Annotated in this window: 12 protein-coding genes; 10 read left to right on the top strand and 2 right to left on the bottom strand. The window is 55.2% G+C overall.

Annotated elements, in window-relative coordinates; all coding sequences use genetic code 11:
• The first annotated feature begins 68 nt into the window (after positions 1-68).
• From iolD to GYMC10_RS18165, 7 genes are all read left to right on the top strand, one after another.
• Positions 69-1,934 carry a 3D-(3,5/4)-trihydroxycyclohexane-1,2-dione acylhydrolase (decyclizing) gene (gene iolD, locus GYMC10_RS18195; protein ID WP_015735886.1) on the top strand — a complete coding sequence of 622 codons (1,866 nt, stop codon included), beginning with the start codon at positions 69-71 and terminating at the stop codon, positions 1,932-1,934.
• A gap of 232 nt (positions 1,935-2,166) precedes the next feature.
• On the top strand, positions 2,167-3,081 hold the full coding sequence (gene iolE, locus GYMC10_RS18190; RefSeq protein ID WP_015735885.1) for a myo-inosose-2 dehydratase: 915 nt from the start codon (positions 2,167-2,169) through the stop codon (positions 3,079-3,081).
• 253 nt (positions 3,082-3,334) lie between these two features.
• The gene (gene iolC / locus GYMC10_RS18185; RefSeq protein ID WP_015735884.1) at positions 3,335-4,348 is read left to right on the top strand and encodes a 5-dehydro-2-deoxygluconokinase; all 1,014 of its coding nucleotides are present in this window, start codon (positions 3,335-3,337) and stop codon (positions 4,346-4,348) included.
• Between the two features lie 52 nt (positions 4,349-4,400).
• Positions 4,401-5,846 (top strand): CoA-acylating methylmalonate-semialdehyde dehydrogenase, encoded by a 1,446-nt coding sequence (locus tag GYMC10_RS18180; protein WP_015735883.1) that lies wholly within the window; start codon positions 4,401-4,403, stop codon positions 5,844-5,846.
• 24 nt (positions 5,847-5,870) lie between these two features.
• The gene (gene iolG / locus GYMC10_RS18175; RefSeq protein WP_015735882.1) at positions 5,871-6,899 is read left to right on the top strand and encodes an inositol 2-dehydrogenase; all 1,029 of its coding nucleotides are present in this window, start codon (positions 5,871-5,873) and stop codon (positions 6,897-6,899) included.
• A gap of 54 nt (positions 6,900-6,953) precedes the next feature.
• Positions 6,954-7,754 (top strand): 5-deoxy-glucuronate isomerase, encoded by an 801-nt coding sequence (gene iolB / locus GYMC10_RS18170; RefSeq protein WP_015735881.1) that lies wholly within the window; start codon positions 6,954-6,956, stop codon positions 7,752-7,754.
• 136 nt (positions 7,755-7,890) lie between these two features.
• On the top strand, positions 7,891-8,901 hold the full coding sequence (locus tag GYMC10_RS18165; protein WP_015735880.1) for a LacI family DNA-binding transcriptional regulator: 1,011 nt from the start codon (positions 7,891-7,893) through the stop codon (positions 8,899-8,901).
• A 230-nt stretch (positions 8,902-9,131) separates the two neighbouring features.
• Here GYMC10_RS18165 and GYMC10_RS18160 read toward each other — a convergent pair whose 3' ends face one another.
• Positions 9,132-10,112 (bottom strand): NADH:flavin oxidoreductase, encoded by a 981-nt coding sequence (locus GYMC10_RS18160; RefSeq protein ID WP_015735879.1) that lies wholly within the window; start codon positions 10,110-10,112, stop codon positions 9,132-9,134.
• A 169-nt stretch (positions 10,113-10,281) separates the two neighbouring features.
• Between GYMC10_RS18160 and GYMC10_RS18155 the strand changes: the two genes are divergently transcribed.
• Positions 10,282-10,698 carry an Lrp/AsnC family transcriptional regulator gene (locus GYMC10_RS18155; protein ID WP_015735878.1) on the top strand — a complete coding sequence of 139 codons (417 nt, stop codon included), beginning with the start codon at positions 10,282-10,284 and terminating at the stop codon, positions 10,696-10,698.
• 190 nt (positions 10,699-10,888) lie between these two features.
• Here the strand turns inward: GYMC10_RS18155 and GYMC10_RS18150 are convergent, their stop codons facing one another.
• Positions 10,889-11,497: a TetR/AcrR family transcriptional regulator gene (locus tag GYMC10_RS18150; protein WP_015735877.1), complete on the bottom strand. Its 609-nt coding sequence runs from the start codon at positions 11,495-11,497 to the stop codon at positions 10,889-10,891.
• 224 nt (positions 11,498-11,721) lie between these two features.
• Between GYMC10_RS18150 and GYMC10_RS18145 the strand changes: the two genes are divergently transcribed.
• Together GYMC10_RS18145 and GYMC10_RS18140 are read left to right on the top strand one after the other, a co-directional pair.
• Complete coding sequence (locus GYMC10_RS18145) at positions 11,722-12,480, top strand: SDR family oxidoreductase (RefSeq protein ID WP_015735876.1); 759 nt, start codon at positions 11,722-11,724, stop codon at positions 12,478-12,480.
• A 189-nt stretch (positions 12,481-12,669) separates the two neighbouring features.
• Positions 12,670-14,673 carry a Na+/H+ antiporter gene (locus tag GYMC10_RS18140; RefSeq protein WP_015735875.1) on the top strand — a complete coding sequence of 668 codons (2,004 nt, stop codon included), beginning with the start codon at positions 12,670-12,672 and terminating at the stop codon, positions 14,671-14,673.
• Positions 14,674-14,738: the final 65 nt, after the last annotated feature.

Genomic DNA, 14,738 nt, shown 5'->3' with positions numbered 1-14,738 from the left:
GTTAAGCGCTTAATTCGTAAATAGCTTTCTTCACAGGATATATTGACGATGAAAAGGAGATGAACCGGTTGACAACGACTCGATTAACGATGGCACAGGCGCTGCTGAAGTTTTTGGATGCACAGTATGTTTCCGTCGATGGGGTGGAGACGAAGTTTGTGCGCGGGGTAATGGGAATCTTCGGACACGGCAACGTGACCGGCCTTGGCGAGGCTTTGGAACGAAGCGCCGGGGATCTGGTTTATATGCAGGGCAAAAACGAACAGGGCATGGTGCACGCAGCGACGGCGTACGCCAAGCAAAAGAACCGGCGGCAAATCTGGGCCTGCACTTCCTCCATCGGACCCGGCGCGCTGAATATGGTCACCGCAGCGGCAACGGCAACCGTGAACCGTATTCCGGTTCTGCTGCTGCCTGGGGACAACTTTGCCTGCCGCCAGCCTGATCCGGTACTTCAGCAGATCGAAGCCTCGTCGGACTACACCGTATCGGCCGCCGATGCATTCAAGCCGGTGAGCCGGTACTGGGACCGGATCTCCCGGCCGGAGCAGCTGATCGCGGCGGCCCGGCAGGCGATCCGCGTCTTGACGGATCCGGCGGAGACGGGAGCGGTCACGCTGGCGCTGCCGCAGGACGTGCAGGCTGAGGCTTACGATTACCCCGATTCGCTGTTCGAGAAAACCGTGCACGCCATCGACCGCCGACCGCCTGCGGCACAAGGACTGATGCGGGCGGCGGCGCAGATTGCAGCAAGCAAGCGGCCGCTCATCATCGCCGGAGGCGGCGTGCACTACAGCGAGGCTGCCGGGGATTTGGCTGCCTTTGCGGAAGCCTTCGGCATCCCGGTCGCTGAAACGCAGGCCGGTAAAAGCGCGCTTCCCTGGAATCACCCCCTGAACCTGGGGGCGATGGGCGTAACCGGCTCGCTGGCGGCGAACCGCGCAGCGGCAAAGGCCGATCTGATTATCGGCATCGGCACCCGCTATTCGGACTTTACGACGTCCTCCAAATGGGCGTTTCAACGGGAGGACGTATCGTTCCTGAACCTGAACGTCAACAGCGCGGACGGAGCCAAGCTCGGCGGCGAAGCGCTGATCGCCGATGCGAAGGAAGGGCTGCAGGCACTGAAGGAGATCCTGTCTCAAAAAGGCTATCAAGCCGGGTACGAAAAAGGCGAGCTTGCTGAGCTGAAAGCCGAGTGGGACAGCGAGGTAGACCGTCTGTACGCTGCGGAGCATCCCGACGGCTTGTCGCAGACGAGGGCGCTCGGCGTCATCAACGAGGTCATCTCCCCGTCATCGGTCATCGTCTGTGCGGCTGGCAGTCTTCCGGGAGATCTGCACCGGTTATGGAGACCGGCCGAACCGAAAACGTACCACATGGAATATGGTTTCTCCTGCATGGGATATGAGGTAAGCGGCGCCTTGGGCGTGGCCCTGGCGGAACCGGACCGCGAGGTCTATGCGCTGGTGGGGGACGGCAGTTATTTGATGATGCACTCGGAGCTGGTCACCAGCTTGCAGGAAGGCCGCAAGATAACGATACTGCTGTTCGACAACCACGGCTTCCAATGCATTCACAATTTGCAGCGGAGCAACGGCAGCGACGGCTTCGGCAACGAGTTCCGCCGCCGCGAGGAAGGCACGGGACGACTCACCGGCGATTATCTTCCGATTGATTTTGCCGCCCACGCACGCGCGCTAGGGGCTAAAGCCTACAAGGGCCGCACGCCGGCAGAACTGCATGCAGCGCTGCTTCAGGCACGGAAAGAAACGGTGACAACGCTGATCGAAATTCCGGTCGTTCCGGGAACGAACACCGACGGTTATGAGTCCTGGTGGCGCGTGGAGGTGCCGGAGGTATCTTCCTCTAACAAGGTAACCGATGCGCAGCGCCAGATGGCGGCTCGAAGCAAGGAAGCCAGGCCCTACTAAGCGGCTACGCTGAAAGGCCTTTAACTTTATAGCCTAAGGATGTGGTTGATGACCGTCATCCAACGCGAAACATCTGCGCCGGAGAAAGCAAGCGCGGTGCGGACAAGAAAGGCTGTCAAGGTAGCCCGATAGACGGAAGGCCATGAAGGTGTTCGGGGCAAGAAAGCCGTCGGCTAAGGGCACTTGAGCAAGGAAGCATGCCCCTACCTCACAAAGCAAAGGAGTGCTGAAAATGAGCAACAGGCTTTTTAAGCTTGGGATCCATCCCATCAACTGGGTCGGCGAGGATGTAAAAGAGCATGGAGACGACACGGCGTTTGAGACGATTGTGGACGATATTGCGGCTTTGGGGCTGAAAGGCACGGAGATGGGGCGTAAATTCCCGAAGGATCCTGCGGTTCTGAAGCGGGAGCTGGATGCCCGCGGTATCCAGCTGGTTTCCCAGTGGAAATCGGTGCTGTTCTCCGATCCCGATTACCGGAAGCAGGAGCTGGAGGACTACCGCCGGCATGCGGAGTTTCTGGCGGGGTTCGGCAGCAAAGTCATCAGCACGGCGGAGGTAGGCGGCTCGCTGCATTTCGATCCCCGCCGGACGCCGAATGAGAGCATCGTGCTCCGGTTGGATGACGCCGGATGGGAAAGCCTGGCGGAAGGGCTGAACCAGGCAGGGGAGATTGCGGCGAGTTACGGCATGAAGCTGGCTTATCATCATCATGGCGGTACGGTTGTGGAGCAGCCTTACGAGGTCGACCGGCTGATGGCCATGACCGACGCTTCGCTGGTGTCTCTCCTGTACGATACCGGTCATGCCTATTACGGGGGAAACGACCCGCTGGAGCTGCTCCGCAAGCATTATGACCGGATCGCCTATATCCACCTGAAGGATATCCGGCCTGATGTGCTGGAACTGGCGAGACTGGACAACTGCGATTTCGTAAGCTGCATCCGCAGGGGCGTGTTTACGGTTCCCGGCGATGGATGCATCGATTTCGCGCCGATAATCGGAGAGCTCGTTGAACGCGGCTATGACGGCTGGGCGATGCTGGAGGGTGAGCAGGATCCGGTGCTGCATCCGGCCAAGAAGTACGCTCAACGGGCGATTGAATACTTGGACAGCTTGGACGAACTGAAGAAGATACAGGGTTGAAGTCCACCTCTCGAGGGTCGAGCTTGGCTCAAGGCGACATGACTCCCGTTTGGGGAGGAATCGTAACTTACTCATCCCTCCCCAGTAACGAACTCAAATGTGCGCGGCTTGAGCGGGGAGTATTTACCGTTTGGAAGTTTTTAACTGAAAGTATTACGAGCTGTAAGCGATACGGTCCATAGAAGAGCGGAGCCATGGAGTCAGAATCATATGGTTGCTCGGCCAGGGCCGATCCGAACGAGGAGGTTTATCCATGAGTGAAATCACGTTCAATAACGAAAAACCGATGGATTTCGTGGCCGTGGGCAGACTGTGCATCGACCTGAACGCCAATGAGATTAACCGGCCGATGGAAGAGACGAGCACGTTTACCAAATATGTGGGCGGATCCCCCGCCAATATCTGTATCGGGATGGCCCGCCTGGGCTTGAATACAGGCTTCATCGGCAAGGTGGCGGACGATCAGATGGGGCGTTTTATTACCAAATATCTGGAGGATAACGGGATTGCGACGAACGGCGTCTCCACCGACCACACGGGGGCCGTAACGGGTCTGGCTTTTACCGAGATCAAGAGCCCGAGTGACTGCAGCATTCTGATGTATCGGGACAACGCCGCGGACTTGCTGCTGGAGACGGGGGAAGTGAGCGAGGAGCTGATCGCATCCGCCAAAATGGTACTCATCTCCGGGACCGCGCTCGCGGCCAGCCCCTCCCGGGAAGCCGTGTTTCTGGCTCTGGACTATGCCAAGCGCCACGGCGCCTTGATCGCGTTCGACCTCGATTACCGTCCGTACACATGGAAATCCCCGCAGGAGACGGCAACCTATTACAATTTAGCTGCGGAAAAATGCGACATTGTCCTCGGCACGCGCGAAGAGTTCGATATGATGGAGCAGTTCGGCGGGAACCCGGAACGAAGCGACCGCGTCACGGCTGCCAAGTGGTTTGATTACAGGGCCAAAATCGTCATTATCAAGCACGGCAAGGAGGGGTCCATCGCTTATACCCCCGGCGGTGCCAGCCATACGGCCCAAAGCTTTCCGGCGAAGGTCATCAAGACGTTCGGAGCGGGGGATTCGTATGCCGCCGGCCTCCTGTACGGCCTGATGCAGGGCTGGGCCATCGAACGCTGCATGGAGTTCGGAAGTGCTGCAGCGAGCATCGTCATCTCCAGCCACAGCTGCTCCGATGCGATGCCGACAAGCGCCGCCGTTCTCGATTATATCGAGCGCTGCAAGCGAGGCGAAATTACCGCCAATTCTTGAAGGAGCATTCATTATTTTATTCTGACTGATTCATCGAAAGGAGCCAACGCGTATGACGCAAATCCTGAACAATTATATCGGCGGAGAATTCGTGCCATCCCGATCGGAACGCAGCGATCCGGTCTACAACCCGGCGACGGAAGAAATCCTTGCTTACGTTCCGCTTTCCACCAAGGAGGATGTGGACCAGGCGGTGCAGGCCGCCGCCAAAGCCGGACGCGACTGGGCCAAGACCGCCGTGCCGCGACGCGCGCGGATTCTGTTCAAGTATCAGCAGCTGCTCGTGGAGCACTGGGAGGAGCTGGCACGCCTGATTACGGCGGAGAACGGCAAAAGCTATGCCGAAGCCTACGGCGAAGTCCAGCGCGGCATCGAATGCGTCGAGTTTGCCGCAGGCGCGCCGACGCTGATGATGGGCAAACAGCTTCCGGACATCGCCACCCATTTGGAATCCGGCATGTACCGGTATCCGGTCGGCGTTGTGGCCGGCATCACGCCGTTCAATTTTCCGATGATGGTGCCATGCTGGATGTTTCCGCTCGCCATCGCTTGCGGCAACGCGTTCGTGCTGAAGCCTTCGGAACGTACGCCGCTCCTGGCTCAGCGCCTGGCAGAGCTGTTCTCGGAAGCGGGCCTGCCGGACGGCGTCCTGAACCTCGTTCACGGCGCCCATGATGTAGTCAACGCTTTGCTGGAGCATCCCGGCATCGCCGCCGTGTCCTTCGTCGGCTCCCAACCGGTGGCGGAGCATGTGTACAAAACCGCTTCTTCCCATGGCAAGCGCGTGCAGGCCTTGGCCGGAGCAAAAAACCACAGCATCGTGATGCCGACAGCCGATTTGGACGCCGCCGTCACCCAGATCGTAAGCGCTGCCTTTGGCTCTGCAGGTGAGCGCTGCATGGCCTGCTCCGTGGTGGTGGCCGTAGGGGACGTAGCCGAACCGCTGATCGCGAAGCTGAAGCAGGCGGCCGATGAAATCTCCATCGGCAACGGAGCGGACGAAGGCGTCTTCCTGGGGCCGGTGATCCGACAAGCCCACAAGGAGCGCACGCTCTTTTATATCGAAGCGGGCGAGCGGGAAGGAGCGAAGCTGATTCGTGACGGCCGCGCGGACGAGGCTGTGAACGGGGCCGGATATTTTGTCGGACCGACGATTTTTGATGAAGTGACAAGCGAGATGAAGATTTGGAAGGACGAAATTTTCGCTCCGGTACTGTCCATCATGCGGGCGGAAACGCTGGATGCGGCCATCGACATATCGAACCGCTCCGATTTCGCCAACGGGGCTTGTTTGTTCACGCAGGACGGCAGCGATGTGCGCCAGTTCCGCGAACATATCGATGCCGGCATGCTGGGCGTAAACCTCGGCGTTCCTGCGCCGATGGCTTTCTTTCCGTTCTCCGGCTGGAAAAACTCCTTCTATGGAGACCTGCATGCCAACGGCACGGACGGCGTGGAATTCTATACCCGCAAAAAAATGGTGACGGCGCGCTGGTAGCCAAGAAGCAGAGGAGACGTTCATATGAAAACCATTCACATCGGAATCATCGGTGCCGGACGAATCGGCAAAATCCATGCGGATAACCTGCTGCGCATCCCCGGCGCGAAAATTTCAGCCATCAGCGACCTGTTCGCCGGCGATGAGCTGCGTGCCTGGGCGGCGTCGCGGGCCATCCCCGTCGTCACAAACAACAGCATCGAAATCTTGGAACGCCCGGATATCGATGCCGTGTTGATCTGCTCCTCGACGGAAACGCATGTCCCGCTCATTAAGCAGGCCGCCGCAAACGGCAAGCATATTTTCTGCGAGAAGCCGGTCAGTCTTAGCGTGGACCAGACCCGCGAAGCGCTGGCGGCCGTGAAAGCTGCAGGCGTTAGCCTGCAGATCGGCTTCAACCGCAGGTTCGACCACAACTTCAGACGCGTTCGGGAGATTGTATCTGAGGGTAGAATCGGGGAGCCGCATCTGATCAAAATCACCTCGCGCGATCCGAACCCCCCGCATCCGGATTATATTAAAGGTTCCGGCGGCCTGTTTATAGATATGGCGATCCATGATTTTGACATCGCCCGTTACCTATCGGGCAGCGAGGTGGTCGAGGTGTTCGCCCAAGGCGCGGTGCTGGTGGACCCCGCCATCGGCGAGCAAGGCGACATTGACACAGCCGTGACGACGCTTCGGTTTGAAAGCGGCGCGCTCGGCGTCATCGACAACAGCCGCAAAGCCGTCTACGGGTATGATCAGCGGGTGGAGGTATTCGGCTCCGGCGGCAGCGTGACCGCCGACAACGATTATCCAAGCACCACGGTGGTCAGCGGCCCGGAAGGCGTCACCCGTGACAAGCCGTTGTATTTCTTTCTGGAACGGTACACGGAAGCGTACATGAACGAGGCGAAGCAGTTTATCGAAAGCCTTCAGAACGGCACGCCAGTGCCGGTTAGCGGTCACGACGGACTGCAGGCGGAGCTGATTGCGCTGGCGGCTAAACGCTCGCTGGAACAGGGCCGTCCGGTGAAGCTGGCCGAGCTGACCGCCGGTATACTTCAGTAGGCTAATGCCGTCATGATTTGCAGATCTGATCCACGATAAAGGAGGAGAAACACCATGCCGAATTTAATAGTACCCGCAACGACTCCGGACCGGGACGGATGCGTGCTGTCGATTACGCCGCAGACGGCAGGATGGGAGTATGTAGGCTTCCAGGTTTTCCGTTTGAGTGAAGGCCAGACGCTGAGCCGAACCACGGGAGATCAGGAGGCGGCCCTTGTCCTGCTGTCCGGGCGGGCCGACGTGAAGGCCGGGGGAGAAAGCTGGGACAACATTGGCAAACGCATGAGCGTGTTCGAAAAGACGCCCCCCTACACCGTTTATGTGCCTTCGCAACAGCAGTATGAGGTCAAGGCTCTTACTGAAATAGAGCTGGCGGTGTGCCTTGCCCCGGGGCAAGGGAATCATCGGGCACGTCTGATTGAGCCGCAGGATGTAGGCGTCGAGAACCGGGGCAGCGGCAGCATGTCGCGTCTGGTGCACAATATTTTGCCGGAGCAAATGCCGGCCGACAGTTTGCTGGTGGTCGAGGTGTTTACGGACGAAGGCAACTGGTCCAGTTATCCGCCCCACAAGCATGACCGCGACGAGCTGCCGGAGGAGTCGCTGCTGGAGGAAACCTACTATTTCCGGATTGAGCCGGTGCAAGGGTTTGCCGTGCAGCGGGTCTACACGGATGACCGGTCGCTGAACGAAACGATGGCGGTCAAAGACGGCGAGGCCGTGATGGTGCCTGAAGGCTACCATCCGGTTTCCGCCCCTCCGGGTTATGACGTGTATTACCTGAACGTCATGGCAGGTCCGAAGCGAATATGGAAGTTCCGCAACGACCCGGATCATGACTGGCTGATGAGATAAAGTCAGATAAGATCCAGGCAAGGGTTCTTGATTGAATGTCTGCTGGCGGCATTAACGAGAAATCGGCCTTGCGCTAAAAGAGAGGAAGGCGCATAATAAATTGAAATTCCAAAATTAAACAAATGGAGCACAAGGGATGATAAGAGCGACTATTTATGACGTTGCGCGCGAAGCCGGCGTCTCTATTGCCACCGTTTCTCATGTCATCAACGGCAAGGGCAAGATCAGCCGCGAACGGCGTGAGGAAATTCTGGATATCATGAAGCGCCTGAACTATCGGCCGAACGCGATTGCTTCCGCCCTCGCCGGCAAAAGAACATTTACTCTTGGATTGCTCGTTCCCGATATCTCCAACCCGTTTTTTGCCGAGATGGCTCGCTCCGTCGAGGATCAAGGACATCAGCTCGGTTACAGCGTGATCATCTGCAGCACGGACAACCAAGAAGAGAAAGTAAAGCGCTACGTTAATCTGTTGAGGCAGAAGCAAGTGGATGGCGTGATTATCGGGACGGGTATATCCCATGGCGAGCTGCTTAAGCCGCTTCAAGAGCATTCGCTGGCGATAGTGCTTATTGCCCGGGATAATCCTGCGCTTGATGCCAGCAGCGTCCGGGTACATGACCTGGAGGGAGGACGGCTGGCTGCGGAGCATCTGCTACAATTGGGTCATCGCAGACTCGCAGTGCTTGCTGAGAATGAATGGGTGACAAGCAGCAGCGAGCGGGTAAGGGGATTTGTTGAAGCTGCCGCTTCACACGGTTTGGAGCTGTCCCCCGGCTGTATTGCAGCCTGTGACCATAAGATCGAGGCTGGTTACCGGCGAGCTAAAGCCATGCTGGAGCTAGCGGTAAGACCCACGGCACTGTTCTGCTGCAACGACCTGCTGGCGGTCGGTGCCCTTCGGGCGGCCCGCGAACTCGGACTGCGCGTACCGGAGGAATGTTCGGTCGTCAGCTTTGACGATACGATTCTGGCCAGCGTAACCGATCCGCCGCTGACCGTTATTGCCCAGCCGATCGAGCAGATGGGCCGCATGGCGGTTGATCTTGTCGTAAGGGGGCTGTCCGGCAAGGGTGATCCTGCCCGTCGAATCGTGCTCCCCCCGGAGCTGATCGTCCGCCAATCGACGACCCTGCCGCCGGCTTAAGATGTTTCGATCCTGACGGTACTCTAAACCTCCTGTCCATTTGCTACAGCAATGGGGGCGTTTGATCACGGTTTATTGAGAAGGATCGGCAAATTGGTTCAGATGCAAAATTGATCGGCTTCAAGAATAGGCCGTCTCCGAGGGGAGTTCCAAGCTCCCTGCGGAGACGGCCTTTGGCTTTTCTATTGAATTGCGCAAGTTAACGACTATATTGCTTGAGTTCGCAGTCATTAAGCTAAGGTCAGCATTTTTTTACCGAAATTTGCATCTTCCAGCAATGGGCGGCCGATGGCTACCATATCTGCCATCCCATCTGCTAGAATGAAATTGGCGAACGCCTGGGTGCGTATATTGCCGACCGCGATTACTGGAATGTTTACATATTGTTTGATCACCGCCGCATAAGGTGTTTGGTAGCCTTCCGGCGTGGCTAAAGGTGCAGCAGGAACGAGACCGCCCGAAGATACATGCACGGCATCCAGTTCGGACTGAAGGTACGTCAAGGCGAGCGCAACCTCTGCCGGCGTCAGGCCGCCATCGGCAAAGTCGGATGCAGAAACCCGCAATTGTACCGGATAGTCGTTTCCTACTTCGGTACGGATGGCCGCCAGAACTTCCTGGATGAAGCGGACTCTGTTTTCAAGGCTCCCACCATATGCGTCCGTTCGCCGATTCGATAGCGGAGAGAGGAATTGGTGGAGGAGATGACCGTGGGCGGCATGAAGCTCGATTCCATCAAAGCCGGCCTGGAGGCTTCGGCGGGCAGCCATCCGGAACTGGTCGATGACCGCGTTAATGTCCGCTTGGGACATCGTTTCGGGAAGTCCATATTGATCATCGTAGGCAATCGCACTAGGAGCCAGACTTTTTTCGGTGACGGTAGGCCATGCTTTTCTGCCGGCGTGGGTCAATTGGATGAAGATCGGTGTTCCTTTCGCATGGACCGCATCGACAATTTTGCGTAGGGAAGCTGCATGCAGTTCGGTATATATTCCAATATCGTCCGGGAACAATCGGCCGTTTGCCGACACGACGGTAGATTCGATAATGATCATACTGACATGTTCCGCCCGTTCACTGTAAAATTTCACATGATAATCAGTTGCATGAGAATCCGGCGTTCCTTGATTTTGCTGCATAGGAGCCATGATCATTCGGTTCTTCAATTGTAAGGTTCCGATTCGTATGGTATCGTGCAGGCTGATCGTCATTGTATTTACCTCCTAGAATGTGGCTTGTTAACCTAGTTCCATTGTATAAATCAGAGCCGTATAGTTACAGATGATAATCAAGGAATTCCTACCGTAATACTTTGAAATCATAGCTGTTTCGTACATTCGACTTGGAAATTGAAGTTGGGAATGCAGGGAGTGTGTAATCATGGATCAAATTGATCTTCAAATCTTGGAGCTGTTAAAGCATAATGCAAGAATCTCCTTCTCCGAATTGGGGAGGAAGGTCAACATGACGCAGCCTGCGGTATCCGAGCGTGTGAAGCGTTTGGAAGAGAAAGGCGTAATTACAGAGTATCGTACGGTTCTTTCAGCTGAAAAAATGGGGAAGGGCGTAACGGCCTTCATCCTGATCCAGGCCAGTCATTGCGGCCGTCTGACGACATTCGCCAAACAATCGCAGGAGGTCGTCGAGATATACCAAGTCAGCGGCCAATACAATTTTCTGATGAAAATCGAAACAGGTTCGATGAAGTCTCTCGAAACCTTTATCTATCAGTGCAGCGAGTATGGGCATACAACGACGATGACGGTCCTATCCATGCCTTTAGACCAACAAGAATAAGAATCCGGTTGTAAGAAAAGCGGGTTCATGATCGATTAACCGCGAGGAACCTGTGAAGGAAAGGCGAAAGCTCCGTATTTTAAATGGCGTTCTATGGCAGATCGACGTTGAAAAACCATGAATCCTTTCACTTGCTTAAGAAAGGGCTCATGGTTTTTCTACTTACTTATCAAGCTTATCCTCGCCGATTTCATGTAGGGTCCGTCCGCTTGATCTGCGTCCTAACACTGCGTGGCCTCCAGTTGATCATGAGAATCAGCTGATCCCTCATATAGGGGACGGAATAGTGGAAATTGTTCTCGATCCAGTGGAATACCAGGCCGATTAAGGCGTTCATATTATAAATGATGAGAAGTTCATGGTTGAGCTCTTCGCCCGGATAGTCCAAATCCTCCAAGGCGATTTGCTTTAAGGCGGTGAACATTTTATCCCGGACCAGCGGCAGCACATCGCTTTTGAACAGGGACGTGTACACGCCGGCATTTTGATGGATATGGTCGAATATTTTGACCGCGTTGGCGGGCAGCTCATCGATATGAAAAACGTCGACATCCCCGTATGGAGCTCTAAATGAAGCGATCAGCTCCTCCATGAGCGGAGTCAGGATATCATCCAGCAGAGCCTCTTTGTTGTCATAGTGGGTATAGAAGGTACCTCGATTATAGTTGGCCGATTCGACGATTTCCGTGATGGAAATGCTGGAGAAGCTTTTTTGGGAGAGCAGCGACAGCAGCGATTGCTTTAAAGCCTCTTTGCTGCGGACGATGCGCCGGTCGCTCCTTTTTCTGTTCGTTTGCATAGGCAAGAGTCCTTTCGGTGAAAATATAACGAATTTAATTATTTCAAATATAAACAGATCCCCGCATTTTGTTCGTTAACGCACACTTTTGCGTTTTTTAATGATTGTGACCTATATCATACTTTGATTATACTAGATTTGACATATGTCTGGTATTGAACAGCTGTTGATATATTGTGCCTGATATTAAATTTGATCAATGACGAATAATGGGGGTATGAAGCATGAGATTATCTGGTAAAGTTGCGATTGTAACCGGGGCTGCTTCTGGAATGGGAAAAGCGACGGCAGAATTGTTTGCTGCCGAAGGCGCAAAAGTCGTGGTGTCCGATCTTCGGCTTGAGGCGGCGCAAGGCGTCGTGGACGGAATCGCAGCGAATGGCGGCACGGCCTTGGCTGTGGCCGCGAATGTTGCCAAGGAAGAAGAAGTGCAGCAGTTGGTTGACGCAACTGTTAACGAATACGGAACGCTTGATATCTTGATCAACAATGCCGGCATCATGGACAATTTCGTACCGGCTGCGGACGTGACGGACGAGCTGTGGGACCGCGTATTCGCCATCAACGCAACGGGGCCGATGAGAACCATTCGTAAAGCATTGCCGATCTTCTTGGAGAAGAAAAGCGGAGTCATTGTGAACATTGCTTCTGCCGGAGGACTGATGGGGTCCAGGGCAGGCGCTTCGTATACGGCGGCCAAACATGCCGTGGTCGGCTTGACCAAAAATGTCGGCTTCCAGTATGCGACGCAGGGCATCCGCTGTAACGCGGTTGCTCCGGGCGGCGTCAGCACCAATATCGGCACCACCATCAACGCGCCGAATTCGTTCGGCATGGAACGAGCCATGGCCGGCATGAACCTGAACCCGCGAGCGGGCGAACCGGAAGAGATCGCGAAGGTGGTATTGTTCCTCGCTTCGGATGAAGCCAGCTTTGTCAACGGCACCGTCGTTACAGCCGATGCCGGCTGGACTGCTTATTAATACGAAACGGCAGGCTTAATAGGCTTCCTAAAGGACACTCTTTAGGGGGCCTTTTTATGATCCAGGCAAAAGGCTGAAACTTTACCGCTTCATTAATAAACCATCGGTATTCTACATAACCTAAACCCGTCTATTGAAAGGCAGTGAATGTTACATAGATGAATCCCCTCAGAAAGGAGCGAATGCAGGGTGGAAATATTTTTAATGGTCCTTATTTTTCTGGTTTTGATCGGGATATCCAATATGATCCATCGTTTTCTGCCGTTCATTCCGGTCCCGCTGATCCAGATCGCCCTCGGAATCGGGGTGGCCTATGTCCAAGGTTTTCATCATGTGCCGCTGAATCCCGAATTGTTCATGGTTCTGTTCATTGCGCCGCTCTTGTTCAATGATGGAAAGCTGACCCCGCGCGACGAGTTATGGAAGCTGAGATCATACATCCTGCTGCTGGCGCTGGGTCTCGTATTTGCTACGGTCTTCATCGCGGGGCCTTTCATTCATTGGCTCATTCCGGCAATCCCGTTATCGGCGGCCTTCGCCCTGGCAGCGATACTGTCGCCTACGGACGCGGTAGCGGTAGGTTCCTTGTCGGGAAGAGTGAAGCTGCCGGGTAAAATCATGCATTTGCTTGAAGGCGAAGCGCTGATGAATGATGCATCCGGTTTGGTTGCATTCAACTTTGCGATTGCAGCAACAGTGACGGGTTATTTCTCCCTGACGAAGGCTATCGGAAGTTTTTTGGTTATCGCGGTCGGAGGAATCGTCATCGGTGCATTGCTGGGTTTTCTTGTGATCTGGTTCAGAATGCTGCTGCGCCGGCTCGGTATGGAGGACGTCACTCTTCATATGCTGATCATCATCCTGACGCCGTTCATCATTTACCTCATAGCCGAGGAGTTTCATGTATCCGGGATTCTGGCCGTCGTTGCCGCGGGCGTCACCCACGCAGTAGAGAGGGACCGCATGCGCTCGGCGTCCATCAAGCTCAGAGTGGTATCGGACAGCACCTGGTCCGTCATTCTCTTTACGCTAAACGGATTAGTGTTCATTCTGCTGGGGCATGAAATTCCGGGCGTCGTGAATCAAATATGGAGCGACCCTGCCTATAATAACGGACAAGTCGTCGGTTACATATTACTGATAACGGCTGTGCTGATATTGCTGCGATTCGCATGGGTATGGGTATCAACGAACCGTCAGTTCAAATCTTCCCTGCTGACGGCCCTCTCGGGCGTTAGGGGAGCATTGACGCTGGCAGCGGCCTTCTCCATTCCGCTGACTCTGGCGGACAACCGTCCTTTTCCGGAGCGAAGCTTGATGCTGTTTATCTGTGCGGGCGTCATTCTCTTAACTCTGGTGATCGCGAGTGTCCTGCTCCCGCTGTTAACCCGGGAGAAACATGCCGATTCGGCGACGATGATCGATCATGGAAAAGAAGCACGGATTCAAATGCTGCAGGCGGGTCTTCGCACCGTACGGGAAGAAATGACCGACGAGAACAAGGAAGAGGCGGTCCAGCTCATCTATGCGTATACCAAGCGGCTTCAGCAATCTCATATCACGGATAAGAGCGACATGAAGCAGTTCTGGGAAGCCACGATCGCAGTTAGAAAAATCGGCCTGGCGGCGGAGCGAAGCGTTGCCGAAGCATGGCTTAAGGAACATAAAGCCTCAACGCGAGCAGCCGAGCTGTTCCTATCCTCGCTTGACAGAGTCGAGATGCTGCTTGCCAGCCGATACAAAATCAAGCTGTTGATGAGAACATTATGGCAGAATTTGAAGCGATTGCTGACAAACAACGAGCCCAAAGAAGTGCCGATGTCTCCGGATCATCCGGATTGGAACCAGTATAAGGCGTTGAAGCTCGAGGCCATTCGTGCGGCAATCGGCGAGATTCAAGCGGTGAAGCCGGCGGAGAAGAAGGAAATCTTGCAAGCGGTGATCGCGGATTATCGTGCAATGGAGCATTTTCTCCAGAACGATCGCGTTTGGAGCCGAAGAAAACAGAAGCTGAGCAGTGAACGCATGGAACTGGAGCTTAAAGCGATTCAATCCGAGCGTAACGAGATTCAGAGCATGTTCGAGCAAGGCGATATCGACCGGACGCAGGCAAGCCAGCTTAGAATGGACGTGAATTACCGGGAGGCGAATTTGTTTGAGTCGCAAGCGCTGGTCGAGGACGAGGGCCATTAAGCAGTGGCCCTTATGTTCTTGAAGGAGTGTCAGGTTTACGTTACAATAATGAAAAGCTGGATGGA

Source organism: Paenibacillus sp. Y412MC10, from assembly GCF_000024685.1.
Lineage (GTDB): Bacteria > Bacillota > Bacilli > Paenibacillales > Paenibacillaceae > Paenibacillus_AQ > Paenibacillus_AQ lautus_A.
This window is presented reverse-complemented; position numbering and strand designations above follow the sequence as displayed.